Origin of the sequence: Winogradskyella wichelsiae, from assembly GCF_013403925.1 — a bacterium.
GTDB classification, from domain to species: Bacteria; Bacteroidota; Bacteroidia; order Flavobacteriales; family Flavobacteriaceae; genus Winogradskyella; species Winogradskyella wichelsiae.
Map to the genome: position 1 here is coordinate 106,682 of NZ_JABFDJ010000004.1, position 25,545 is coordinate 132,226.

Below are 25,545 nucleotides of genomic sequence, written 5' to 3' on the forward strand. Positions count from 1 at the left end.
TTAATTAAAAAGGTTTTCTATTTGCCATCTGGCCACAATACGCTTTCTACCAAAAGGAACTGCTTTTAAACGTCCTTGTTGTATCATTCTTTGAATGGTCCATCTACTTACTCCAATAAGTTGTGAGGCTTCTGTAACACTTAAAAAATCCTTGTTATTTACTGCATTAGGATTATGAACCTCAACAATTTCTTTTTGTTGTTGCATATCTTCAGTAAGAGTAGCTTGAATTTTTTCTTTTCGTTTGCGTGCCTTATAGGCTCTTTTTGCACAAGTATCACCACAGTATTTAGTAACTGTTGTGCGTGCTGTAAACGCATTACCGCAATGCTTACAAGTTTTAGGAATGAATAAATTACTGCTCATAAATGGTGCTTTATGTAGCGTAATGGTGCAACGTGGTGCGTTATGGTGCATCATTTCGCCAATATCTTCGCCAACAGAAATGGGCAACAATTCTATATTTTAGGCAACAGATATACAACAAATTTAATCAAAAAAGAGCAAATAAACAACAAACAAAAGAAGATAAAATACTATAAAGTCAACAATAACAAGGGATTAACAAATAAAAGAAAGTAAGTTACTTCCCGATACAGAAATTAGCAAAAATATTACCTAACAAATCATCATTAGTAATCTCACCTGTAATCTCACCAAAGTGGTATAAAGCCTGACGAATATCAATTGCCAATAAATCACCTGATAAATCGGTTTCTAAGCCATATTGAACTTTCTGAACTTCTTCAAAAGCTTTTAACAACGCATCATAATGACGAGAATTTGTTACAATAGTTTCGTTATTTCTTAAAGCTCCTGTATTAATTAAATTGAGTAATTTGTTTGTTAGTTGCTCCACTCCAAATCCTGTTTTAGCAGAAATAGGAATCACATTTGAAGCCTTTGACTCTAAAGCTGTAGTAATCGTTGCTAATTCAGAATCTGTAATCTGATCTATTTTATTCAGAATAACCAACAACTGTTTTTGAGGAAACTTGTTTTTTACTTTTTCGATTTCAATTAAAAAGTTATCAATAGCTTTACCTCCAGCCGCTAATTGTGGACTTCCTATTAAAAACATCACAACTTGTGCTTGCTCTATTTTTTCGAAAGTTTTCTTAATTCCAATGCTCTCTACAACATCTTCAGTTTCACGGATACCAGCAGTATCTATAAATCGGAACCCAATACCTCCTATTGAAATTTCATCTTCAATTGTATCTCTAGTGGTTCCTGCAATTTCAGAAACGATGGCTCTATCTTCATTTAACAAAGCATTTAACAACGTTGATTTCCCAACATTTGGCTCACCTACAATTGCAACGGGGATCCCGTTTTTAATTACATTTCCAACGGCAAAAGAATCTATTAAACGTTTCAACACAAAATTGATACGCTCTATCAATTGTTTAAATTGGGTTCGGTTTGCAAACTCAACATCTTCTTCTGCAAAATCTAACTCTAATTCTATTAGCGATGCAAAGTTCATTAGCTCTTCACGTAATTTTGCGATTTCAGACGAAAAACCACCACGCATCTGCTGCATGGCTATTTGATGAGATGCTTCATTATCACTAGAAATTAAATCGGCAACTGCTTCTGCCTGACTTAAATCTAACTTGCCATTTAGAAAAGCACGCAATGTAAACTCACCTGCAGACGCCATTCTACAGCCCTTTCTTAAAAATAACTGAATAATTTCTTGTTGAATATAAGATGATCCATGACAAGATATTTCAATAACATTTTCTCCCGTATAAGAATTAGGATCTTTAAATACAGAAACTAAAACTTCATCTATAGTTCTGTTATCTTCAATGATATGACCTAAATGAATGGTATGTGTTGCCTGTTTCTTTAAATCCTTATTAGAAATCGATTTAAAATAATTAGACGCAATAACTATGGCATCTGGTCCAGACAAGCGTATAACCGCAATAGCACCACTTCCAGATGGCGTTGCTAAAGCTACAATAGTATCATTATGCATGTTTTAATTCTTTGATGCAAAAGTATTGTAATTTATACGATTGTTTAAATATTATCCTCACCAACTTTGAGAGTTATGATTTAGAGGTTTGCTATCTAAGCTTTGTTTTTATATTTGTAATATATTAAAATTATAAAATAGCTATCTATTATGAAAAGACTCGTTACAATTGCAATGATCAGCTTACTTTTTTTAGGTTGTAAATCAGAACCAAAGCGAACCGATTTTATTATTAACGGAACTGCCAAAGATATCTACAATGGAGTACGTGCCTATTTAAAAGTAAAACAACAAAACGGAAGAGCTAGAGTGATTGATACAGCTATTGTTGTTAATGAAAAATTTACTTTTACAGGTAATGTACTAAATCCTACACTTTCATTAATAGCGATAAACTCTGTAAATGGTGAGTTAGATTTTATGTTAGAAAACAATCAGATTGATATAAACATTAACAAATCTGATATTAAACAATCTACAATTATTGGTTCTGAATCTCATGCAGACTATAAAATTTATAGAGATAATATATTAGAATTAGTTAAAGAAACTAAGCGCTTAAAAATGCAATTAAGAAATAGAAAAATAAGAGATTCTATATCTAAACTTCACAAAATAGCTGAAAAGAAACAACAAGAAGCACCAATTAATTTTATCGATACGCATAGAGATAGTTATTATAGTTTAAATTTAATGGAACAAGAAATTTCTAAAAATAATGCAGACATTGAAGCTTATCTTAAAGCTTTTAATAACTTAGATTCTGATATAAAATCTTCTACAAAAGGTAATGCTATTAAAATAAATCTCGAGAAATCATTGGCTGATTACTTAAAAACAGCTCAAATTGAAATAGGTAAAGTAGCACCAAATTTTGAAGCTCCAAATCCTGATGGTAAAATGGTTAGTCTTAATGATGTAAAAGGTAAAGTGACCATCATAGATTTCTGGGCAGCTTGGTGTGGTCCTTGTCGTCGTGAAAATCCTAATGTGGTTAGAATCTACAACAAATACCATGATCAAGGCTTAGAAATTATTGGGGTGTCTTTAGATGGAACACGCAATCAAAAAGATCCTAAAAACGCTTGGCTAAACGCAATTAAAAAGGATAAACTAACTTGGACACACGTTTCTAACTTACAATATTTTAAAGATCCTATTGTAGAACTTTACAATGTTACAGCTATACCGGCCACTTTTATCTTAGATAAAGATGGTAAAATTGCAGCTAAAAACCTTAGAGGAAGAGCATTGGAATTAAAAGTGCAAGAACTTTTAAAATAAACATCAAAAAAAGCCTTTAAAGAAAATTTAAAGGCTTTTTTTTTATATCAATAAGTTAATAAAATTCTAAATAGAAAAGTTAAGCCAATTCTAATTCGGGAATTTTAACAGCTATCAATTCTTCTTTATTTATCTGAAGTTCTTCTTGAATAGTTTTATATTCTGAAGTAATTGATGCTACAAACACATCTTGATAGTATGCAATACCATCGAATAAATGGCTTTTAAAAGCATTCCATTTTTTTATTTGTTTAGCAGAAAGATCTTCAGACATAGTCTCTATTTCATTTTTTAAATAATCGATATACATCTTTAATTCTTTAACAAACATATTAGGACGCTTAACATTAGAAAGTACAGATGCATTTCCATTAATATGCTTCATCATTTCAAACAAAGAGACTTCCTTATCAAAATAAGCTAAATTAGGACCAGGGCATATAACAACGCCTTGCTCCTGCCCTTTTATGCTAATCTCATTTTCTAAATAAGAGGCATTTGCTAAACCTACACAAAGACAAGCTTTCTCGGTTATTTTAGCTTTTGCATTAGCATAAGCTTTTGAAGATAAATCTGCTTTTTCAGATTCTAATGCTTCCAATTTAATATCCTGATATTTCTTAGAAGCTGTACAAATCCCTTCGGCTCCAAACTCTTTACTTAGAGCCAATAATTTTTTAGGACAAGAACTTCCTGCTTTATCATTATCAATACGTTTTTGTTTATGAAATTCATTAGATGTGCCTTTAATAGTATTAAAAGGAACTCCTAAAGGTGATATTCCGCTTAAATACAAATCTTTTTCTTTAGCGTTTGCTAATAAATCTCGTGTTACTTTATCTACAGAGGTTGCTTCTGGCACTAATAAAAACGGTGTTCCCCAACCTACAGAATCTACATTATAATTATCAAGTAAAAAAGATTGCTCATCAGCAGTACCAACTCCTCCTTGAACAGTAATTTTCAACTCTAAAGGTTGCTCTGGTATTACCAATTCTTTTTGACTTAAGCCTTTTACATAAACTTCATAAGTATCGTTTATTAATTCTGATTTTTTAGTTTTAAATTCCTCTAAAATAGGACCTAATAAAAAACCTTCGGTAGCAAAAGCATGTCCGCCACAGTTTAATCCCGATTCTATTCTATATTCTGAAACCCAAAGTCCTTTTTTTGCTAAAAATTTTCCTTGAATCGTTGCAGAACGATAATCACTAACTTTTAAAATGATTTTCTTTTTTAATTGTCCATTTCCATCAGGAAAGAAGTCTTTAAAGTTCTCAAAATAACTGTACAGTCGTGGATTCATTCCTGCAGAAAGTACTACAGAAGAACTTAGGTTACTATTAGCAAATCCTCTAAGTGAAGCATGAGCATCATTAAACGCGGTTGGAAGTTGTTCCCCTTTTTCAAAATTATCTTTATCAACTTTGGTCATGATGTTAACATCAATATCCCCTGCTTTCAAATGTGTTTCTAAATAAGCTTTAATGTGGTCCTTAAACGCTGCTCCTTCTTGTAATAAGTTAGAAAGCCCTTCTTTAAAGTCTGACTTATGCGGTAAGGTTGAAATAAAGTTTTCTAAAGCCAATTTACTTTCCGATAATTCAGCTTTAAACTTTGAGAATTTGTCTTTTACAATGGTATCCGCTAAGTTTAAATAGGACGTAATACGTTCTGCACGATAGTCGTGTGCCTTTTTTGTTATTTCTTTATATGGTAAGTTGAATTTCTTACTATAAAAAGCATTCATTTTTTCTACAAGCTCGTCATCTATAATAGATATTACAGACGAAATACCATATTGAGCCACTCTAATTGGGCTATCTATAGTATAAGCTAATCCCATAACTGGGATATGAAAATTATGTGTTGGGTGAGATGAAGCCATCTTTTTTATTTTTAAAATTAGATAAGCTACGAATATAGACTCATCACTTTCTAAAAAACATGACAATTGTCATACAACCTCAACCTTTATTTAATAAGCTAACACTTAATTAAGTTTCCCTGTTTTATAGAGTACAAAAAGAATAATGATAGGGATTGCCAAAATACCAACATGTAATAAATCGGTTTCAAATAGGCTTGGCATCATTATTAATGTCACCACATAACCACCAATAGCACCACCAAAGTGAGCATCATGCCCTATATTACCAATTCTATTTTTCATTCCATATATTGAATAAAGCAAGTAACCAATACCAAAAATATAACCTGGAATAGGGATTGGTATAAACATCATATATAAACTCATTTGTGGCTGAAGTAAAATAGCGGCATATAAAATTCCGGTAACAGCTCCACTAGCTCCTATTGCACTATACCAATCTTCATCTTTATGAAAATAAAGCGAAAGTAAGTTTCCAAATATTAAACTCGCCATATAAATAATAACAAATTTAACAGAACCTAATTGCATAATTACAGCATCTGCAAACATGTAAAGTGTAAACATATTAAACAATAAATGTGTAATATCTGCATGTAAGAATCCAGAGCTAATCATTCTTATTTGCTCACCGCGTTTTATGCTCCCAACATTAAATTTATAGCGTTCAAAAAACATACGATCACCAAATCCTTTATAGGAAAAAAGAGCGTTTGCAACAATGATTACTATTGTTACGATACTTAAATTATACATAAATTCTAAATCTTATAAATCAAATATAATATATTTGCGCCTTAACACTAACATAGTTTAATGCAACTTATTGCTTACATCATAATCTACCCAATTCTTTGGCTAGTTTCTATATTACCTTTTAGATTACTCTATGGGCTTTCTGATGTTATTTACTTTTTAATTTACAGAGTTATAAGCTACCGTAAGTCTACTGTAAAAGAAAATCTAAGATTGGTTTTCCCTGATAAATCAGAAAAAGAAGTCTCTAAAATAACGAGTCAGTTTTACCACCACTTTTGTGATATGATGGTCGAAGCTATAAAATCATTAACAATTACAGAAGCGCAAATGAATAAACGCTTCAAATTTACCAACGTAGAACTTATTAGTGATTTAGAAGCAAAACAACGCAGCATCATTTTAATGTGTGCACATTATGGAAGCTGGGAATGGATTTTCATTTTACAAAAACACGTAAAACATAAAGGTTATGCTGTTTATAAACGTTTAGCCAATAAGCATTTTGATAAATTAGTAAAACGCATTAGAGCAAAATATAACTCAGATCTTATTACTACAAAAGAGACCTATAAAGTTCTTTATGATAGTAAGAAAAAAGGTGAATTAACAATTAACGGATTTGTATCTGACCAATCTCCAAAAGCAACCAAAGCCTTTCATTGGAATGAGTTTATGGGTATAAAAGTCCCCATGTACGTAGGTGCTGAAATATTAGCAAAAAGATTGGATATGGCTGTTGTATTTTTTAGTGTAAAACGTATTAAACGCGGTTATTACGAAACAACTTTTAAAACAATTACAGAACACCCAAAAGAATTTAAGGATTACGAAATTACCGATCTATTTTTCAAATTAGTAGAAAAAGAAATTCTTGAAGCACCTCAATATTACCTTTGGACTCATAAACGATGGAAACACAGAGATAAAGTACCTACTAAATTCCTTTAATTAATCCCTTTACAAAAAGAATCTAAGCGTAATTCTACTTATAAGAGGCAAAGACTATTTTAGTATTTAAACTAGGTTTTCTGCAGCAGTCTCGGGTTTCTGTAAATTAGTTTTTCATTTTAAAATAAAAAATCAAACTTTACTTCTTATTTTTTTTCTCCGTACTTCTTTGTGTAAACTCTAAGAATCTTTGTGAAAGTATTTTTCTCAAAAAATATCAAAGTAAAAAGCTTAGTTCTTACAACTCAAACCAAGCATCTACATTAGTCGCTTTACAATCTACATTAGCTATAGACTTGTGAATAAATTCATTATTGCATTTAGAATAATCATAATCCTTAGCCCAATCAATATGATTTTTAGCTAAGTCTGCAATACTATTGCAAACATATTCAATTTCAGAATTTGTAGTTGTTGGATGAATAGACATACGAATCCAACCTGGCTTGCGTACTAAATCTCCAATAGAAATCTCATTAGTTAACTCATGCGACATTTGCTGATCTACATGAAGTAAAAAATGACCATAAGTACCAGCACAACTACAACCACCACGTGTTTGAATACCAAATCTGTCATTCAATATTTTTACAGCTAGATTGAAGTGTAAGCCATCGATGTAAAAAGAAATTACACCTAGGCGATCTTTATGTTGACCAGCAAGAATATTGATATTAGAAATACCATCTAACTTATCAAAAATAATAGCGACCAACTCATGCTCGCGCTTTAAGATATTATCGACTCCCATTTGTTCTTTTAAACGAATAGAAAGTGCTGTTTTTATAGTTTGAAGAAATCCTGGTGTACCACCATCTTCACGGTCTTCAATATTATCGATATATCTGTGTTCTCCCCAAGGATTCGTCCAACTTACAGTTCCACCTCCTGGACAATCGGGAACCATATTTTTATATAGTTTTTTATTAAATACTAAAACACCTGAAGTTCCTGGTCCTCCTAAAAATTTATGAGGTGAAAAGAAAATAGCATCTAGTTGTGCTGCTTCATCTTCAGGGTGCATATCCATAGCAACATAAGGTGCAGAACAAGCAAAATCTACAAAACAGACACCTCCATGTTGATGCATCAGTTTTGCCACATCATGATGAGGAACTTGAATTCCTGTAACATTAGATGCCCCAACAACAGAAGCTATTTTAATGATACAATCTTTATATTGATGTAATAATACTTCTAAATTCTTCAAACAAAATAAACCATCTTCATCTGGCGGAACCACTTCAACTTTAGCTACAGTTTCTAACCATGTGGTTTGATTAGAGTGGTGTTCCATATGCGAAATAAAAACGACAGGTCTCATTTCATCTGGAATCGTTGTAAAGTTTTTTAAATTCTCAGGAATTTTTAATCCTAATATTCTTTGAAACTTATTAATCACTCCAGTCATACCATTTCCTGAGCAAATTAAAATATCATCCTCATTAGCATTAACGTGATCTTTAATAATATGCTTCGCTTTATGGTAGGCTTTTGTCATTGCTGTACCAGACACTGTAGTTTCGGTATGTGTATTGGCCACAAAGGGTCCAAAATCGTTACATAACTTTTCTTCAATAGGTCGGTATAAACGACCAGAAGCTGTCCAATCGGTATAAATGATTTTTTGTTCACCAAAAGGCGATTCAAACATTTGATTTTGACCTATAATATGTTGTCTAAACTGACTAAAATAAGTTTCTAATTCAGTTACTTTGTTTGTGTTTGTTTCTAAAATCATCCTTCTATCACTTTACCAATTAAGACCGATCTTAATTTTTTTTATTACTCTAGCTTTAATCTAATATCTCAAGGCTAGATATTAGCAATCGTTTTAATTTCTGCAATAAAACGATCAGCTAAAGTATCTGCAGCTTCTTGGCTTGGCGCTTCTGTATATATTCTTATTATAGGTTCTGTATTACTCTTACGTAAGTGTACCCAACTGTCTGAAAAATCAATTTTTACACCATCAATAGTCGTCAGTTTTTCATGACTATAATTAGCTTCCATAGTACTTAAAATTCCATCGACATCTAACTCTGGTGTTAATTGAATTTTCTTTTTACTCATATAGTAGTTAGGATAAGAAGCACGTAACTCACTTACTTTTATCTGTCTTTCTGCTAATAAGCTTAAAAATAGAGCCACACCAACTAAAGCATCTCGTCCGTAATGTGATTCTGGATAAATAATACCGCCGTTACCTTCACCACCAATCACAACATTATTTTTCTTCATTAATGTTACAACATTTACTTCGCCTACAGCACTAGCTTCGTAAGTTCCTCCATACTTTTCTGTAACATCTCTCAACGCTCTTGTAGAACTCATGTTACTTACTGTATTTCCTGGGTTTTTACTTAAAACGTAATCTGCACAAGCAACTAAAGTGTATTCTTCACCAAACATTTCACCTGTTTCATCCATAAAAGCCAAACGATCTACATCAGGGTCTACAACAATACCAAAATCAGCATGTTCTTTTACAACTGCTTTTGCTAAATCGCCTAAATGTTCTTTTAAAGGTTCTGGATTATGAGGAAAATGGCCAGTTGGGTCACAATATAATTTAACAGGCTCTACACCTAAACGTTCTAATAACAAAGGAATAGCAATTCCTCCCGTAGAATTTACGCCATCAACAACCACTTTAAAGTTAGCAGCTTCAATAGCTTTTTTATTTACTAATGGTAATTTTAAAACCTCATCAATATGTAAATCAATGTAAGCTTCATTCACCGTAATTTTCCCTAAGTCATCGACCTCAGCAAAATTCATGTTATTAGAATCTGCTATTTCTAAAATCTTTTGCCCTTCAGCTCCGTTTAAAAATTCACCTTTAGCATTTAAAAGCTTTAAGGCATTCCATTGTTTTGGATTATGACTTGCTGTTAAAATAATTCCTCCATCTGCATGTTCCATAGGCACAGCAATTTCAACAGTAGGCGTTGTAGATAAGCCTAAATCAATAACGTGAATTCCTAAACCTACTAAGGTATTCATTACCAAGTTCTGAATCATTTCTCCAGAAATACGAGCATCACGACCAACAACCACAATATAATTGTCTTTACTACGCTGCTGCTTTAACCACGTTCCATAAGCTGCTGCAAATTTAACCGCATCAATTGGAGTTAAATTATCATCAACAGAACCTCCAATAGTTCCACGAATTCCTGAAATAGATTTTATCAATGTCATAAAGAATATTTTTTTACAAATATAAAGAGATATCCCCTTTTTAACGATTTTGTTATTATGAATTTGTAATTTCGAAAGATGAACTTTCTAGCCCATATATACCTCTCAGGAGACCACAAACTTATCACTATTGGAAACTTTGCTGCTGATGGTGTGAGAGGTAATAAATACAAAACCTACCCTAAAGAAATTCAAGCGGGTATTATGTTGCATCGGCATATTGATACTTTTACAGATGCACATCCTCTTTTTAGACAGTGTACAAAAAGACTACATAGAGGTTATGGGCATTACAGTGGTGTGATTGTCGATATATTTTTCGATCATTTTTTAGCTAAAAACTGGAAAACGTACTCTGACGTTCCTTTAGAACTTTATATATCTAATTTCTATAAAGACCTCCTTGAAAACCTTGACAATTTACCTCCAAGATTTCAAGCCTTAACTCCAATTATGATCGAAGATAATTGGCTACTTAGTTATGCGACTATTGAAGGCATTCAAAAAGTATTAAATGGAATGAATAAAAGAACTGAAGGCCGTTCTAGAATGAATGAAGCAACTAAAGAACTCAAAGATTTCTATGAAGATTTTGAAAAAGATTTCACCATGTTTTTTGAAGACTTAATGGTATTTAGCACTTTGAAGCGTAAAGATATACAGCAACAATTTAACCTTTAGAAATTATATAATTATTGTTTTTATTAAAGCTCTTTTGTTAATTACCTTTACACTTTAAATTAAATCAATACAATTGTGGCTAGAGCATTCAACATAAAAAAAGCATTCAAAATAATAAGTGGTATCATTGTCTTTATCACACTACCTACCCTTCTACTATATAGTTTTGTATATTTTAAATATAATGAAGCCTTACCCTCAGGACAACAAGGAATTAAAGCAGATCAATTAGCAGCTCAAATGTTAACGGCTTTAGATGAAGCTTCTTATACAAATACAGATTATTTAGAATGGACATTTAGTGATAGACATCATTACAAATGGTACAAATCAGATAATAGCTGCGAAGTTAGCTGGGATCAAATCACTGTGATTTTAGACCTAAAGCACCATGACAACTCTAAAGTATTTGTCGCAGAGCAAGAGTATAACGGCGTTGAGAAACACGATTACATTCATAAAGCAGAAGGATATTTTAATAACGATTCCTTTTGGTTAGTAGCTCCTTATAAAGTGCTAGATGCTGGTGTAGAACGCAGAATAGTTACTACCAAAAATAATAAAGAAGCCCTTTTAGTCACTTATACTTCTGGTGGATCTACACCAGGTGATTCATATTTATGGCATTTAGATGATAACCATAAACCAAAAAGCTTCCAAATGTGGGTAGATATATTGCCTATTAAAGGCTTAGAAGCGACTTGGGATAACTGGATCACTACCGAAAGTGGTGCACAGCTTCCAACCTTTCATAAATTACTTGTATTAGGTATTGAAATAACAGATGTTACGGGTGTAAAATTATAAGGTAAGCATTCTCCTAAGCTTTGTAAGCCTTATTATAAAATCGTTATTTCGAGGCTTATTACAAACAAACCCAAAGGCATCAATCTTGAGCAATCTATTTAACCATTTCCACATTCTATAAAACGCCCTCAATATCACCTTAATATTAAGGCTAATAAGAAGGCGTATTAAAGTAAGCTAAAATGATAAATTTCATACCCATTGATCAGTACTAATCAACGTTCTAATTCTCTTTAAAAATTTCAGCTTTTTATAGCCTAACACAATAACAAATAGACGATTATAACAAATGTTAAGAATTACTAAAAGCATTAAGTTAACACAAAAAAACTTAGTATTTTTGATAATAACAACAATTTAAACACAATTAATTATGAAAAAACTACTTTTTACAATTTTATGCTTCGGGCTCTTTCTAACAGTTTCAGCCAATAATAATCCAAAAGTTGGTGATGTATTAACGGTAAAAACACCAGCTACAGAAAGCTTTAAATACATTGATTTTCCGAAGGGAAATATCTTAATAAAAAGAGGTGTGGTAACACGCTATAAATCCGTAGATAATGAAGCGGTAATTATACATAAAATAAGTACAACAGACAACGGATCTACATCTATAACTTTAAAGAAAAAAGACGGTTCTAAATTCTTTGGTTTTTTAAATGCTGTAAAAGCTGATTACGAAAATGCAATAGATGCAGGCGAGCTTACATTCCTTAAATAATTTAGAGTTACATATATAAACATTAAAAAACCTTAAGCTATAAGTATAGCTTAAGGTTTTTTTATAAAAATTTAGTGCTTTTTGTAAATCTAAATGAACTAAAACCTAGTATTTATCATTTGCGCTTTATACTTTTTTAGGTTTCTAACCTACTCTTACTCCTTTACCACTCTAAAACTGTGTTGTCCTTCTTCAGATAATAATTTTACGATATAAACCCCTGAAGTGAACTCCGATAAATCTAATTGCAATTGAGAAGCTTCTATATTTCTACGTAGAACTTCTTGCCCAACAACATTGTAAACTGTTACACCTGTTAAATTAGATCTGTAATCGATGTTTAAAACATCTTTTGTTGGGTTAGGATAAACCGCTAAAGCATTACGCTCAAAAGTCTCAGTACTTAATGTCGCTAAGTTTAATGTAAAATCTAATGCTTGACCGTAGCCTGATTGTGAACCAAATCCGAAGGGATTAAATTTTATACCACACGGATCAGTCACCGCCGTAGAGACGTCATCCCTATATGTTTTAGTAATTCTAATACGCGTTTCACCTAAAACAGCATCTGTTGGCACTGTAATATCTAAAGAGACAGATATACCATCGGTACCATCGGTATTAAATAGAGTTCCTACGGCGTAAACCTCACCATCATCGTCTAAAATATCATTCTGGTTCCAATCTATAAAAGCGACAATATCAGTTTCAAATTCTCCTTCTGTATTTCCCCCTACTTCAATAGTGTATATTTCTCCAGGAGATACGCTAGCCACACTAGACGTGGCATTTATCAAAACAGCACTAACATCTGTATTTACGATGCTAGCATCTGCAAAGCTCACCGTTGTGATTTCCTCTATAAGCACATCTTCTTCATCTGCGATCTCGCAGTATGGAGCTGGAAAGGTTTGGGCTTGTGCGCCTATAGCTAATAATAAGGCTGCTGCTAAAGTAATTTTCTTCATATATAATTCGTTTTAATGTTAGCTCCCAATTTAGACTAATAAAAACAGAAACTTGTATGTTATTATTTTTTTTAACAAATAGAAAACGAATTGTAAAATTTAAAAGACCTTAAAAACATAGCCCAATAGCCAGTACAATATTATAAAGACCACAAAAGTACCTACACAACCACACTTGCCACCACCTATTTTTTTAGCTCCCCATGCGGCTCCTATAATTCTCAGTAATTTTTCCATAGTGTTGTTTTTATATAGTGTTGTTTTTATATAGTGTTGTTTTTATTTGGATATATGCGTCCTGTTTTAAGTCTCTTTTAGTTAAACTTAATTATTTGTTTGAAGCAGACTATTCTATACAGTTTATATTACCAATTTTAAATTATGGTCTTCGTATAGGATTGTTACAATTCTTCTAATTACTTATTCTTATTACGCTTTGGTTTTTCTTCATTAAGCTTTACATAGATTAATTTTGAACGTCCTCTAGAATCTTCGCGACGTTCTATTTCGAAAGCCGTAATAGAGTTAATTAAAGGGGTTAGTTTCTGAAAGCCATAGTTACGCGAATCGAAGTTCGGTTGTTTTTTCTGTAATAAACTACCAACATCACCTAAAAATGCCCAACCATCATCATCAGCTACATCATCTATAGTGGTGGCAATAAAGTTAATTTCTTTTTGGGTAATAGTATCGTAATCACTTTTGGGTGATGTTGGTGCTGTGCTTGATTCTGATGGTCGTTCTTCACGTTGGTTTTTAAGAATCTCGATATAGATAAATTTATCGCAAGCCACAATAAAGGGACTAGGAGTTTTCTTTTCACCGATGCCATAAACTGCCATTCCTGCTTCACGCAAGCGGGTAGCTAGACGCGTAAAGTCACTATCGCTAGAGACTAGACAAAAACCATCTACTTTTTCGGAATACAGGATGTCCATAGCATCTATAATCATGGCAGAATCGGTTGCATTCTTTCCTGTTGTGTAACCGTATTGCTGAATGGGTGTAATAGCGTTTTCTAATAGGACATTTTTCCATTTTGATAAATGAGGCTTGGTCCAGTCTCCATAAATGCGTTTAATGGTTGGGTTTCCATATTTTGCAATTTCTTCCATCATTTCCTTTACGTAAGCTGATGGTATGTTATCTCCGTCTATAAGCACGGCTAGTTTTAAATCCATAAATGTTGGTTTGTATTTTAATTGTATTTAAAGATAAGTGCTTTACTATAATAAAACCAATCCTTTTGCTTTTCATTTTAACTCATAAAGATTTAGATTATCTTATTTTTTACATTGTATATTTAAAGATTCATTGTTTCTGTTTTATTTTTCTGACATAAGATTTAAACATAATATTTTAAAATCTTTTACTGACCCGAGGCTTACCCGACGTACACCCGACGTACACCCGACGTATACCCGAGGGAGCTCCTTTTTAAAAATGCTCTAATTTTAGGTTTTATTTGTAGGTACTTTTTGAATAAAAAAAATATAAGCCAATATAATTACACCTCTTTTACCAGAACTGCTCTTATTAAAGACTTATTGTTTAACCAGATGTTTGAAAATTATCGATTGCCATGGGCTACAAACATCCAAAATTTATTTATTGAGATTAAAAAAAATCATCTATAGAAAGTTATAATGATTTATTAGGAAATTACTGAAGCCTATTTATTGTATTAATTTGGTTCTCATTAATACAAATGCATTTGTCTACCTAGCATTTACAAATGCTTTACTAATAGAGGTGATTATTATAGAGTGGCTTAATTTGGATTCTTATGTTTAGTTATGGCGCTTTATTTCTGAAAATATTTGTTTCTGACTGCGCTAGAATTAGGGAAGTGACCGTTTGCTAACTATTGACTTTGGGATCTTGTTTTTATTCTTATACTTTACACGAATCTTTTGAGCACCCCCAACACGGCACAGACCAAAATTATAGTCTTGCTAATGGAGTTAGAGCCATAAGGATTAGTCCTCATCATTAAATAAACAAAAACATGTCGTCATCGTTAGATGCTATATTTGTATCTGATGGATCTGTATCATTAAAAGGATCGTTAAAATCCTCTTCTTTAAGGTCTAATGTTGTTTTTTGTAGCCTGTTTCTAAATTCTTCTAGTAGTTTCATAATGCTTTGTCGTTTTATTTTAAATATACGACATTATGCATCATTTTGGATGTTTAAAAACAACATAAAACACCACATATCAAATATTTAGTATTCTATTAACATTTAGATTGCGTTTTAGAAACAATCAACGTAAAAAATGAACAAAAACACAAAACTAAGAAGACTGAAGTCCTGTTTCGGTCGTTATCTTTTTCCATATCAACTCGCTATTGAGTAGAAAACTTCCGATATAATCGAAATTACAGTCCGTAGGTGCTATAATGGATAGAAAAGGTTCTTCTTTCTTATCGCGGTATAAATGATAAGTTTCACCTATAATAGGCTCAAAGGTGTAACGCGCATTATAAACCAAATTATTGTATTCTAGCTCTTCCATCATTTTGTCATAGGCTGCTTTAAGCTCTAGATACTTGGCTCTTATTTGCTTATTAGCTTTGTGAATATTTCTAGTTTTCCAAGAAGAGTTGTCTGTTACTTGAATTGCTGGGGCGCCTACGCTAGTTCCGTACGGCTTTAAAGCTGCATCGTATTGTTGGGTATCTTCATTAAATACAACTTGATCTGGTTTCTTGGATTTAGACATATCTTAAAAAGGCTTTTCACAAAGATAAAACTCATTTAGGGCTCATAAAAAGGAATAGGCTATCTTTTTTTTATTAAATTTAAAGTATTAATATAATTTACCCAGAATGAACTTTACAAAAAGAATAGGTCCCTTAAACCTTTTTATGTTAGCACTATGTGCATTAATCATTGTGGTTGCCGAGTATTTATTTTTAAGAGGAGATGAGCTTCATGCCATCTTTATTGGACTATGGGCACCAACAATATTAGGATTCGCAATCTTTATAAAACAAATTTTAAATGGAGGCAAATGATATCATTTTTTCTTTTTCAATCTTTGTCTCGGTGTGTGTGATTATTTGGGCCATATTGATTATCCGTGCCTATAATAAGATTGACCGTAAAGAATAGTCACTTACTAAACTTTATATTTTAGTAAAAAAAAAATGTGGCACTTCAACTTGAGCACCACATTTTTTTTTCGACTTTATATTTTAAGGTTAAATCATTTTAAAATCTAAAAGCAACTCTCCTTCAATAGAAGCTTCTAAATGATCGCCTTTTTCTACTAAACCAGTACCACTAGCAGGAGTTCCTGTAAAAATAAGATCGCCTTCCTCTAAAGTCATAAACGAAGATACATAAGCTATAATTTCTTTAAAACTGTAGATCATAAGTCCTGTGGTTCCTACCTGTTTTTGTTCACCGTTAATTTTTAAATCGAAATTAATTGCTTTTAAGTCTGAAAAATCTGTTACAGGTTTAAATGCTGATATTGGTGATGCTCCATCAAATCCCTTAGCTAATGCCCAAGGTCCTTTATTTTCCCTACTTGCACTTAAAACATCTTTAGCCGTATAATCAATACCCACTGCTAATTCAGAAATGTAAGACTCTGCATCCTCTAAAGTTATATCCTTACCTCGCTTACCTATTTTAGCCACAAGCTCTACCTCATAAGCCAATTGATTGGTGATTTTAGGAAATTCTATATCTTTATTCCCTACGACTAAACTAGAATCTGGTTTGGTAAATATGGTTTGAGTGCCTGTTTTTATAGCACTTATTTCAGATAAATCGTTGACGTAATTCTTGCCAATCCCTATTATTTTCATGTTGTTTTTAGTTTTAAATTAACAGGACTAAAGGTAAAAAAGAACTTTAAATGAACGCTATAAAAAGAAGGAAAATACACCTTTAAAAAAAGAACTATTGCTAAGGTGAAGCCTTAAGAAACACTGCTTATTAAAATGTAGAATAAATATTAAAACGATTACTCTACTCTGTTTGCAATGATTTTATAAATCAAAAACTTAGGTAAAATCAACAAAATAGGAAATTATAAAATAGATTTGCATCACCGCACCAATTAAACATCTTAAGATGACTAAAACCATAATTATCCTAACCCTATTGCTGATCATTAGTTTTAAAGGCAATACTCAAGCTCTAATTGAAAGCCCTAGAGCACTGAAAACCATAGAAAATATTTGGGATTTAGACAAAGCCAATAAACAAGGGACTTTTAAGCTTACACCTTACAAGCCTATATATGTTACAGCTGCAAGATGGTCTAACAGCCCAAACAAATTACCTTATAGCGAAAATCCAGATTATTCATTAACAGAGCCTGTAGATTACAACAGTTTTGAAGCTAAGTTTCAGCTTAGTTTTAAAACTAAGATTGCAGAATCTATACTCTTTGGTGAAGGAGATTTATGGCTTGGTTACACCCAAATAGCCCATTGGCAAATTTACAATACCGATATCTCGCGCGCTTTTAGGGAATTAAACTATGAGCCCGAGTTGATTTTAACCTATCCACTTAATTTAAAATTTGCTGGGTTTACTATAAAAATGGCGCGCTTTAGTTTTAACCACCAATCTAATGGTCGAGACCTACCACGATCGCGAAGTTGGAACCGCTTTATATTCAGTCTTGCTATGGAAACTAAAAACCTACAATTAGAGATTTCTCCTTGGTTTAGATTGCCTGATGACGAAGACGAAAACCCACTTATTACAAGTTACGTTGGCAATGCCAGCATTACAGCCACCTACAAACTAAGCAAACATACTTTTTACGCTATTTTTAATAATTCATTTAAGCTCAATGATAACCACGGTAACTTACAATTTAACTACCTCTATCCGCTCAACGAAAATTTAAACTTACACGCGCAATTATTTACAGGTTATGGTGAAACGTTAATAGATTATAATCACTACCAAAATACCATTGGCTTAGGACTTTCGCTTTATAATTGGTAACCCTTATGGAATTTGTATACTTTAACAGTTTCTTAGTGTGAATAGCCTGATGCTACGTTGAAAATAATATTATTTTTGACCGCTTAGAACCCTAACAAACGTACGCTGTAATGAAAAAGGTTAATAATAAGAAAACTCTACTGATTAAAATCTTAAAATGGACCATAAGTATTATTGCGCTACTAATTATTAGTATGCTTGCTATTCCAAGCCTTTTTAATGATGTTATTGCCAATCAGATAAAAAAAGGGATTAACGAGAACTTAGCAACAGAACTTCAATTTAAGGACTCTAATATTTCATTTTTTAATCATTTTCCGTCTCTAACTTTTTCATTTGAAGATGTTAATCTTTCTAGTTCGCAACCTTTTGAAAAAGACTCTTTAATAACGGCAAAAGAACTTGGCTTTGGCATTAATGTGTTTAAACTTATTTTTTCGGATAAAGTGGTAATTAATGAGACCTACTTAACTGATTGCCATATTAAATTAGTTATAGATAAGTTTGGCCGAAATAATTACGATATATTTAAAACTACAGACACACTTGCTGCTTCTAAAATAGACACTAAAACAGATACGACTGCACTAGGCTTGAATCTGAACTTAAAACATTTAAAGATTGACAATGCCGTAGTGCATTATGAAGACCAAGACCTTGGTATTACTGTAATTTCTAATGGATTGAATTATAATGGTAAAGGTGGACTTGTTGAAGGGAAGTTAGAATTAGGTTCTAAATTAGACATTACGAGTATCGATGTGGTTTTTGATCATGTAGATTACTTAAAAGGCAAGAAATTAAGAGCACGTTCTTTTACCATTTACGATACTGAGAACCTCTCAATTGCATTAGATAAAAACACCATTGCCTTAAATGAATTAAAGGTAAATTTCCATGGGAAACTAGAAGTTTTTGAAAACGGGTTTGCATACAATTTGGTATTTAACACCGAAGCCGGCACACTTGAAGACGTTGTAAGTGCTTTACCCCCAAAATACACCGAATGGTCTAAAACCGTTTCGCTTAACGGAGATCTAGATGCTAAACTACAGCTTACAGGCTATACAGGTATTGTTCCTAAAGCATCTGAAATAGAACGGACCGATGTTGAAGTGAATATCTATGATGGTAAAATAAAACATATCGATGCAGACCAAGCTATAGAAAATCTATACCTAAATTTTAAAGGTGATCTTACAGGCAATGAGATAAAAATGAAACTGGATAGCCTTAACTTTTCTTTGAATAATGAAACAACCTCAGGACAAATGCTTGTGCAAGGTAAAATGGATTCATTGTATATAAAGTCTAATCTAAAATCTAACATTAACCTCAGTACTTTAAATACAACTTTAAAACTTCCTGATCTTCAATTTAATGGGTTGTTAATCGCAGCTATGGCTGTCGACGGTGTTTACCAACCTTCGCGCTCTAAATTTCCAAAAACAAATGGAACATTTAACTTATCTAAAGGCTATCTATTAACATCAGGCCACCCTGAACCAATTAAAGATATTACCTTAAATGCCGTTGTTAAAAATGAAGGACAAACCTATGTTTCGTCTTCTTTAACCATAAATGCCTTAAATTTTAGTTTTCTAGAAAATCAGTTTACAAGCAGTGGCGTTTTTAAAAATTTTGATAATTTAGAATATCTTATTACAGGGAAAGGAAAAATAGATTTCACAACCTTAAACCGAGTTGTTAAACTACCTGTCTTAATAGCTAACGGACAACTTACGGCGGACTTAAATTTAAAAGGACAACTTAACAACCCAAAAAACGATAACGCACATAGCGGTACACTTATACTTAAGGATATCGAAATGAATGCAGATGCGCTTCAACATCCTGTTTTTATAAAAGATGGTCAATTTTTATTCTTGAATGATAGAATGGCTTTTTCTAATCTTAATGTATTGCACCAATCTTCAGATATTATAGCGAATGGTTATTTTCAAAATTATCTCGATTATGCCTTATATGAAAAAGGTGTATTACGAGGAGATTTAAAATTAACCTCTTCTAAAATTGATATCACAGAATTCTTTCCGAAACAAGAACAATTACAGCAGCAAACGGATCTAACCTCAACAAACTCAGTAGAAGCAGTGGTAAGCGGAGTAATGCAAATCCCTAAAGATTTAGATTTAGCAATTGAAGTTAAAATAGACACTTTACAATATAACAAGTTAATGATCAATGCGCTTTCTGGTGATTTAGGCGTAAAAGAACAGAGTTTATTCTTAAAAAACAGTCACCTAAAAATGGCAGATGGCACAGCAGATCTTAGCGGATTCTACCAACCAACCGCTGTAGACCAAGCTTTATTCGCTATGGCTATTAAAGTTAAAAATCTTAATATCGAAAAAGGGTACAACAGTATTGATTTATTTAAAGAACTAGCACCAGCGGCAGCCCAAGCCTCAGGGATTGCTTCAGTAGATTATAAATTAACAGGAACATTAGACCAAGAAATGCTCCCCGTATTACCTGCTTTAAAAGGAGAAGGCGTTTTAAAAGTCCATAATGTAAAATTTGACAATTATAAACTGTTGGGTAAAGTCTCTGAAAAATCAGGATTTGAAGCCCTAAATGATCCTAAAATATCAGAAATTACCATCAATTCTAAGTTAGATAATAATGTATTAGAATTAGAACAGTTTAAATTTAAAGTAAGTCCATTTAGGTTACGATTAGAAGGACAAACAACTTTAGATGGCATGTTAAGTCTAAAAATGCGAATAGGATTACCACCACTAGGTCTTATCGGAATCCCGGTGGTTATAGAAGGTAATAGCGATGAGTTTGACGTAAAGCTAGGTAAAAAATCATCTGACCTTAATTCTGATGACAATGACACTTCAGATTATACTGAAGATGATATTGTACGCATGTCTATCTTAAAAGATTCTATTAGAGAAGGCATGTCTATTGATGAGATAAGCAAAATGCAAAAAAGTATTCAGAACATTAATCTCGATTCATTAAAGGCTCAAAAAGTAGACACGCTTAAAATTAAAAACTAAGGCAGCCATAAAACACTATTCTTATAGCGATTTAAAAAGCACAAAAAGAACCTCTTACTACCATAACGGCCTATTAAAAGTAAAAACTATAATTTGTACCTTTGCAAATCTGTAAGTTTTACAGAAAAAGTTGCACAACATAAAAGAAAGATTTTAACCTTATATGAGCCATTTTAACGATTCTATTGAAGTACAGGGAGCACGTGTTCACAACCTAAAAAATATAGACGTTACCATACCAAGAGATAAACTTGTCGTTATTACAGGCTTATCTGGTAGTGGGAAGTCGTCTTTAGCTTTCGATACCATTTACGCTGAAGGTCAACGCCGTTATATTGAAACCTTCTCTGCTTATGCCCGTCAGTTTTTAGGCAATTTAGAGCGCCCAGATGTGGATAAGATTGATGGCTTATCTCCAGTGATTGCCATAGAGCAAAAAACCACGAGTAAATCTCCACGTTCTACAGTCGGTACCATTACTGAAATCTATGATTTTCTGCGTTTATTATACGCGCGTGCATCAGACGCTTACAGTTTTAATACTGGTGAACAAATGGTGAGTTATAACGACGAACAGATAAGAGACTTAATTTTAAAATCTTACCAAGGCAAACGCATCAATATCTTATCACCAGTAATAAGATCCCGTAAGGGACATTATCGCGAATTGTTTGAGCAAATTGCCAAGCAAGGCTTTGTAAAAGTAAGAACCGATGGGAATATTGTAGATATTGAAAAAGGCTTAAAACTTGACCGTTATAAAACCCACGATATAGAAATTGTTATTGATAGACTGAAGATTGATAATACGCAAGACAATGATAAACGTCTTATGGAAAGCATCAACACCGCTATGTATCATGGTGAAGATGTGCTCATGGTAATTGATCAAGACACTAACGAACCGCGTTTCTTTAGCCGGAATTTAATGTGTCCGTCTTCAGGAATATCCTACCCTAATCCTGAACCCAATAATTTCTCATTTAACTCACCTAAAGGAGCTTGTTCTAATTGTAACGGTATTGGAGAATTGTATGTTGTAAATGACGCTAAATTAGTACCAGATGAAACACTGTCTATACAAAATGGTGCCTTAGCACCACATGGCCCACAAAAGAAAAGCTGGATTTTTAAGCAATTTGAAACCATAGCACAACGCTTCGATTTCTCACTGAATGATGCTTGGAAGGACATACCCGAAGAAGCTAAAAAAGTAATACTTCACGGAGGTAAAGATAGCTTTACTGTTGAAAGTAAATCCTTAGGAGTTGCTAGAAACTATAAAATTGATTTTGAAGGAGTCGCTAATTTTATTGATAGTCAATACAATTCTGATTCAACCTCATTAGTTCGTTGGGCAAAAGAATATATGGACAAAGTAGAGTGTCCCGTTTGCGAAGGCTCACGTTTGCGCAAAGAATCGCTCTATTTTAAAGTAGACGGTAAAAGCATTGCAGAGTTAGCCAACATGGATGTTGTAGAGTTAGGGCAATGGTTAGACGGTTTAACAGAACGTCTATCTGATAAGCAACAGCAGATTTCAGCTGAAATTATAAAAGAAATAAGAAATAGGGTTCAGTTTTTATTAGATGTAGGTTTAACCTATTTATCTTTAAACCGAAGCTCAAAATCGCTTTCCGGCGGTGAAGCACAACGTATTAGACTAGCCACGCAAATTGGCTCGCAATTAGTCGGTGTACTTTATATTTTAGATGAACCAAGTATTGGTTTACACCAACGTGATAATGAAAAACTCATCAATTCTTTAATTTCACTAAGAGATGTAGGTAATTCTGTTATTGTGGTAGAACACGATAAAGATATGATAGAACGTGCCGATCACGTCATTGATATTGGGCCTTTTGCTGGGAAGTTTGGCGGTGAAATAATTAGTCAAGGCACACCTAAAGAACTGTTAAAACAAAATACTTTGACGGCGGCCTACCTTAATGGCGAGCGCGAAATTGAAATTCCAAAAGAAAGACGAAAAGGTAACGGTAAAAAATTAGTCCTTAAAGGCTGTACAGGAAATAACTTAAAAAATGTTGATGTAGAGTTTCCTTTAGGAAAAATGATTGGAGTGACAGGTGTTTCAGGAAGTGGAAAATCTACACTTATTAACGAAACCCTCTACCCTATTTTAAATGCACATTATTTTAATGGTGTAAAAAAACCAATGCCTTACAAAAGCATTAAAGGTTTAGAACATTTAGATAAGGTAATAGATATTAATCAATCGCCTATAGGACGTACACCAAGAAGTAACCCCGCAACTTATACTAAGACTTTTGATGAAATAAGAAGTCTATTTGCTAAGATCCCAGAAGCATTAATACGTGGTTATAAACCGGGTCGTTTTAGTTTTAATGTGAAAGGAGGACGTTGCGAAACTTGCCAAGGTGGTGGATTAAGAGTCATAGAAATGAACTTCTTACCTGATGTTTATGTAGAATGTGAAACTTGCCAAGGAAAGCGTTTTAATCGGGAAACTTTGGAAATTCGTTATAAAGGAAAATCGATTAGTGACGTCTTAAACATGACAATTGAAGAAGCTGTTGGTTTCTTTGAGCATATACCTAAAATTCATAGAAAACTTAAAACGATTAAAGATGTTGGCTTAGGATACATAACACTAGGACAACAAAGCACAACCCTTTCTGGTGGTGAAGCGCAGCGTATAAAATTAGCTACAGAATTAAGTAAACGCGATACTGGTAATACTTTTTATATCTTAGATGAACCAACAACAGGTTTGCATTTTGAAGATATTAGAGTGTTGATGAAAGTCTTAAATAAATTGGCAGATAAAGGCAATACAGTATTAATTATTGAGCACAATTTAGACGTTATTAAAACCGTTGATTATGTTATAGATATTGGTTATGAAGGCGGAAAAGGTGGTGGAGAATTAGTTGCTAAAGGTACACCTGAACAAATTATTAAAGATAAAAAGAGTTATACGGCTAAGTTTTTAAAAAAGGAAATGGTGTAAAGTGTAAAAACTAATATTTCTTATATAAAACAGTCTAAAAGCGTCACCAATAGTGATCTGTGACTTATATAATCTTATTATTAACTCGATTAAACCAAATATTTTGTAGTCGTCTACTTATTTTATAATTTTAAGATATTAACAACAAAATCTTAAAAATTATGAAAAGTATTCTTTGGTTAGTCGCCGTTATATGTATAGTCGTTTGGTTACTTGGTTTATTAAATGTTATTCCAGGCATGAGCAGCAATAGTCTTATTCATATTTTATTAGTTATTGCCGTAATTGTTATTCTTTACAATATAATATCCGGAAGAAAACCATTATAACCTTTTATCATATATTAATTTCAAGCGTATCAATTCACTTTGATGCGCTTATTTTTTTAGATTACATATTAATTTCAATCAATTTAACTTAACTTTGAGGAACAATTAAAGTAAAAATGAGCCATATTAATTTATGGCTTTTACATGTTATAATTAGAATAAACTTATGCGAACAGAAAGTAATAGCAAACGCTGGAATGAAATAAAAACAAATGATTCTTGGGCAATCTTTAAGATCATGGGAGAATTTGTAAATGGATATGAAAAACTAAGTAAAATAGGCCCTTGTGTTTCTATCTTTGGATCGGCAAGAACTAAGCCAGATCACAAATATTATAAATTAGCTGAAAATGTTGCCACGCAAATTGTTGAACATGGCTATGGAGTTATTACTGGTGGTGGACCAGGTATTATGGAAGCCGGCAACAAAGGTGCTCATATTGCTGGAGGAACTTCTGTAGGACTAAATATAGAATTACCCTTTGAGCAACATGATAATCCTTACATAGATTCAGATAAAAGCTTGGATTTCGATTACTTCTTTGTAAGAAAAGTAATGTTTGTAAAGTATTCTCAAGGTTTTGTGGTTATGCCTGGTGGTTTTGGAACCTTAGACGAGTTATTTGAAGCTATAACCCTTATACAGACCCATAAAATTGAAAGTTTTCCTATTATATTAGTCGGTACTGAGTTTTGGGGAGGTTTGTTAGACTGGGTAAAAACAACACTTGTAGATGCTAAAAATATCAGTGCAGATGACTTGGATTTAATACACCTAGTTGATACACCCGGTGAGGTAATAGCGATCTTAGACGACTTTTATAAAGATTACGACCTTAGTCCAAATTTCTAAGAAGATCTTATTTTCCATTTACTATTTTTTTATCAGTTAATAAGCAATGGATATAAAATCATTCAATTTCACAAGGTATTAACTTGGACACTACAATAACAAACCA

At 32.7% G+C, this 25,545-nt stretch carries 23 protein-coding genes; 11 read left to right on the plus strand and 12 right to left on the minus strand.

Going from position 1 to position 25,545, the window contains the following annotated elements:
• On the minus strand, window positions 1-453 hold the full coding sequence (locus HM985_RS09650; protein WP_246284990.1) for a helix-turn-helix domain-containing protein: 453 nt from the start codon (window positions 451-453) through the stop codon (window positions 1-3).
• Window positions 454-583: 130 nt separating this feature from the next.
• Window positions 584-1,990: a tRNA uridine-5-carboxymethylaminomethyl(34) synthesis GTPase MnmE gene (mnmE, locus tag HM985_RS09655; RefSeq protein ID WP_179376055.1), complete on the minus strand. Its 1,407-nt coding sequence runs from the start codon at window positions 1,988-1,990 to the stop codon at window positions 584-586.
• A 150-nt stretch (window positions 1,991-2,140) separates the two neighbouring features.
• On the opposite strand from mnmE, the gene HM985_RS09660 reads away from it, so the two are divergent.
• On the plus strand, window positions 2,141-3,274 hold the full coding sequence (locus HM985_RS09660; protein ID WP_179376056.1) for a TlpA disulfide reductase family protein: 1,134 nt from the start codon (window positions 2,141-2,143) through the stop codon (window positions 3,272-3,274).
• Between the two features lie 79 nt (window positions 3,275-3,353).
• On the opposite strand, the gene HM985_RS09665 is transcribed toward HM985_RS09660, so the two are convergent.
• Both HM985_RS09665 and HM985_RS09670 read right to left on the minus strand, forming a co-directional pair.
• The gene (locus HM985_RS09665) at window positions 3,354-5,162 is read right to left on the minus strand and encodes a hypothetical protein (RefSeq protein WP_179376057.1); all 1,809 of its coding nucleotides are present in this window, start codon (window positions 5,160-5,162) and stop codon (window positions 3,354-3,356) included.
• Window positions 5,163-5,267: 105 nt separating this feature from the next.
• On the minus strand, window positions 5,268-5,921 hold the full coding sequence (locus tag HM985_RS09670) for a rhomboid family intramembrane serine protease (protein ID WP_179317601.1): 654 nt from the start codon (window positions 5,919-5,921) through the stop codon (window positions 5,268-5,270).
• A gap of 60 nt (window positions 5,922-5,981) precedes the next feature.
• Between HM985_RS09670 and HM985_RS09675 the strand changes: the two genes are divergently transcribed.
• Entirely contained in the window at window positions 5,982-6,872 is an 891-nt protein-coding gene (locus HM985_RS09675; protein ID WP_179376058.1) for a lysophospholipid acyltransferase family protein, read from the plus strand.
• A 238-nt stretch (window positions 6,873-7,110) separates the two neighbouring features.
• Here the strand turns inward: HM985_RS09675 and HM985_RS09680 are convergent, their stop codons facing one another.
• Both HM985_RS09680 and glmM read right to left on the minus strand, forming a co-directional pair.
• Complete coding sequence (locus HM985_RS09680) at window positions 7,111-8,613, minus strand: aminotransferase class V-fold PLP-dependent enzyme (RefSeq protein WP_179376059.1); 1,503 nt, start codon at window positions 8,611-8,613, stop codon at window positions 7,111-7,113.
• A gap of 74 nt (window positions 8,614-8,687) precedes the next feature.
• Entirely contained in the window at window positions 8,688-10,076 is a 1,389-nt protein-coding gene (gene glmM, locus HM985_RS09685; RefSeq protein WP_179376060.1) for a phosphoglucosamine mutase, read from the minus strand.
• A gap of 78 nt (window positions 10,077-10,154) precedes the next feature.
• Here glmM and HM985_RS09690 point away from each other — a divergent pair, with 78 nt between their 5' ends.
• From HM985_RS09690 to HM985_RS09700, 3 genes are all read left to right on the plus strand, one after another.
• Entirely contained in the window at window positions 10,155-10,757 is a 603-nt protein-coding gene (locus HM985_RS09690; RefSeq protein ID WP_179376061.1) for an acyl carrier protein phosphodiesterase, read from the plus strand.
• Window positions 10,758-10,832: 75 nt separating this feature from the next.
• Window positions 10,833-11,564 (plus strand): hypothetical protein, encoded by a 732-nt coding sequence (locus HM985_RS09695; protein WP_317167133.1) that lies wholly within the window; start codon window positions 10,833-10,835, stop codon window positions 11,562-11,564.
• Between the two features lie 373 nt (window positions 11,565-11,937).
• Entirely contained in the window at window positions 11,938-12,288 is a 351-nt protein-coding gene (locus HM985_RS09700) for a hypothetical protein (RefSeq protein WP_179376062.1), read from the plus strand.
• Window positions 12,289-12,443: 155 nt separating this feature from the next.
• Here the strand turns inward: HM985_RS09700 and HM985_RS09705 are convergent, their stop codons facing one another.
• The 5 genes from HM985_RS09705 to HM985_RS09725 all read right to left on the minus strand — a co-directional run bounded on the left by HM985_RS09705 (window position 12,444) and on the right by HM985_RS09725 (window position 15,981).
• Window positions 12,444-13,256, minus strand: a complete 813-nt coding sequence (locus HM985_RS09705; RefSeq protein ID WP_179376063.1) for a T9SS type A sorting domain-containing protein — start codon at window positions 13,254-13,256, stop codon at window positions 12,444-12,446.
• A 99-nt stretch (window positions 13,257-13,355) separates the two neighbouring features.
• Window positions 13,356-13,493, minus strand: coding sequence for a hypothetical protein (locus tag HM985_RS09710; protein WP_179376064.1), 138 nt, complete (start codon window positions 13,491-13,493; stop codon window positions 13,356-13,358).
• Window positions 13,494-13,672: 179 nt separating this feature from the next.
• Entirely contained in the window at window positions 13,673-14,437 is a 765-nt protein-coding gene (locus HM985_RS09715; RefSeq protein WP_179376065.1) for an NYN domain-containing protein, read from the minus strand.
• Between the two features lie 811 nt (window positions 14,438-15,248).
• The gene (locus tag HM985_RS09720) at window positions 15,249-15,395 is read right to left on the minus strand and encodes a hypothetical protein (protein ID WP_179376066.1); all 147 of its coding nucleotides are present in this window, start codon (window positions 15,393-15,395) and stop codon (window positions 15,249-15,251) included.
• Window positions 15,396-15,552: 157 nt separating this feature from the next.
• Entirely contained in the window at window positions 15,553-15,981 is a 429-nt protein-coding gene (locus HM985_RS09725; RefSeq protein WP_179376067.1) for a DUF2452 domain-containing protein, read from the minus strand.
• Between the two features lie 106 nt (window positions 15,982-16,087).
• Between HM985_RS09725 and HM985_RS09730 the strand changes: the two genes are divergently transcribed.
• Window positions 16,088-16,276, plus strand: coding sequence for a hypothetical protein (locus HM985_RS09730; RefSeq protein ID WP_179376068.1), 189 nt, complete (start codon window positions 16,088-16,090; stop codon window positions 16,274-16,276).
• Between the two features lie 186 nt (window positions 16,277-16,462).
• On the opposite strand, the gene HM985_RS09735 is transcribed toward HM985_RS09730, so the two are convergent.
• A complete protein-coding gene (locus tag HM985_RS09735; protein ID WP_179376069.1) occupies window positions 16,463-17,077 on the minus strand; it encodes a fumarylacetoacetate hydrolase family protein in 615 nt (204 codons plus the stop codon).
• Window positions 17,078-17,345: 268 nt separating this feature from the next.
• Here HM985_RS09735 and HM985_RS09740 point away from each other — a divergent pair, with 268 nt between their 5' ends.
• The 5 genes from HM985_RS09740 (at window position 17,346) to HM985_RS09760 (ending at window position 25,439) form a co-directional block, all read left to right on the plus strand.
• Window positions 17,346-18,233 (plus strand): phospholipase A, encoded by an 888-nt coding sequence (locus tag HM985_RS09740; protein ID WP_179376070.1) that lies wholly within the window; start codon window positions 17,346-17,348, stop codon window positions 18,231-18,233.
• A gap of 110 nt (window positions 18,234-18,343) precedes the next feature.
• The gene (locus HM985_RS09745) at window positions 18,344-21,265 is read left to right on the plus strand and encodes an AsmA-like C-terminal region-containing protein (protein WP_179376071.1); all 2,922 of its coding nucleotides are present in this window, start codon (window positions 18,344-18,346) and stop codon (window positions 21,263-21,265) included.
• 163 nt (window positions 21,266-21,428) lie between these two features.
• On the plus strand, window positions 21,429-24,257 hold the full coding sequence (gene uvrA, locus HM985_RS09750) for an excinuclease ABC subunit UvrA (protein ID WP_179376072.1): 2,829 nt from the start codon (window positions 21,429-21,431) through the stop codon (window positions 24,255-24,257).
• Between the two features lie 161 nt (window positions 24,258-24,418).
• Window positions 24,419-24,586 (plus strand): lmo0937 family membrane protein, encoded by a 168-nt coding sequence (locus HM985_RS09755; RefSeq protein WP_179376073.1) that lies wholly within the window; start codon window positions 24,419-24,421, stop codon window positions 24,584-24,586.
• A 166-nt stretch (window positions 24,587-24,752) separates the two neighbouring features.
• The gene (locus HM985_RS09760) at window positions 24,753-25,439 is read left to right on the plus strand and encodes an LOG family protein (protein ID WP_179376074.1); all 687 of its coding nucleotides are present in this window, start codon (window positions 24,753-24,755) and stop codon (window positions 25,437-25,439) included.
• Window positions 25,440-25,545 lie beyond the last annotated feature (106 nt).

Excerpts from the sequence above, each read along its gene's own strand:
- HM985_RS09660 (WP_179376056.1), top strand. The coding sequence starts at position 2,141 with ATGAAAAGACTCGTTACAATTGCAATGATCAGCTTACTTTTTTTAGGT.
- HM985_RS09745 (WP_179376071.1), top strand. The coding sequence starts at position 18,344 with ATGAAAAAGGTTAATAATAAGAAAACTCTACTGATTAAAATCTTAAAA.
- HM985_RS09725 (WP_179376067.1), bottom strand. The coding sequence starts at position 15,981 with ATGTCTAAATCCAAGAAACCAGATCAAGTTGTATTTAATGAAGATACC.
- HM985_RS09715 (WP_179376065.1), bottom strand. The coding sequence starts at position 14,437 with ATGGATTTAAAACTAGCCGTGCTTATAGACGGAGATAACATACCATCA.
- HM985_RS09705 (WP_179376063.1), bottom strand. The coding sequence starts at position 13,256 with ATGAAGAAAATTACTTTAGCAGCAGCCTTATTATTAGCTATAGGCGCA.
- HM985_RS09730 (WP_179376068.1), top strand. The coding sequence starts at position 16,088 with ATGAACTTTACAAAAAGAATAGGTCCCTTAAACCTTTTTATGTTAGCA.
- HM985_RS09680 (WP_179376059.1), bottom strand. The coding sequence starts at position 8,613 with ATGATTTTAGAAACAAACACAAACAAAGTAACTGAATTAGAAACTTAT.
- HM985_RS09755 (WP_179376073.1), top strand. The coding sequence starts at position 24,419 with ATGAAAAGTATTCTTTGGTTAGTCGCCGTTATATGTATAGTCGTTTGG.
- uvrA (WP_179376072.1), top strand. The coding sequence starts at position 21,429 with ATGAGCCATTTTAACGATTCTATTGAAGTACAGGGAGCACGTGTTCAC.
- HM985_RS09710 (WP_179376064.1), bottom strand. The coding sequence starts at position 13,493 with ATGGAAAAATTACTGAGAATTATAGGAGCCGCATGGGGAGCTAAAAAA.
- HM985_RS09740 (WP_179376070.1), top strand. The coding sequence starts at position 17,346 with ATGACTAAAACCATAATTATCCTAACCCTATTGCTGATCATTAGTTTT.
- HM985_RS09760 (WP_179376074.1), top strand. The coding sequence starts at position 24,753 with ATGCGAACAGAAAGTAATAGCAAACGCTGGAATGAAATAAAAACAAAT.
- mnmE (WP_179376055.1), bottom strand. The coding sequence starts at position 1,990 with ATGCATAATGATACTATTGTAGCTTTAGCAACGCCATCTGGAAGTGGT.
- HM985_RS09675 (WP_179376058.1), top strand. The coding sequence starts at position 5,982 with ATGCAACTTATTGCTTACATCATAATCTACCCAATTCTTTGGCTAGTT.
- HM985_RS09735 (WP_179376069.1), bottom strand. The coding sequence starts at position 17,077 with ATGAAAATAATAGGGATTGGCAAGAATTACGTCAACGATTTATCTGAA.
- HM985_RS09665 (WP_179376057.1), bottom strand. The coding sequence starts at position 5,162 with ATGGCTTCATCTCACCCAACACATAATTTTCATATCCCAGTTATGGGA.
- glmM (WP_179376060.1), bottom strand. The coding sequence starts at position 10,076 with ATGACATTGATAAAATCTATTTCAGGAATTCGTGGAACTATTGGAGGT.
- HM985_RS09700 (WP_179376062.1), top strand. The coding sequence starts at position 11,938 with ATGAAAAAACTACTTTTTACAATTTTATGCTTCGGGCTCTTTCTAACA.
- HM985_RS09670 (WP_179317601.1), bottom strand. The coding sequence starts at position 5,921 with ATGTATAATTTAAGTATCGTAACAATAGTAATCATTGTTGCAAACGCT.
- HM985_RS09720 (WP_179376066.1), bottom strand. The coding sequence starts at position 15,395 with ATGAAACTACTAGAAGAATTTAGAAACAGGCTACAAAAAACAACATTA.
- HM985_RS09690 (WP_179376061.1), top strand. The coding sequence starts at position 10,155 with ATGAACTTTCTAGCCCATATATACCTCTCAGGAGACCACAAACTTATC.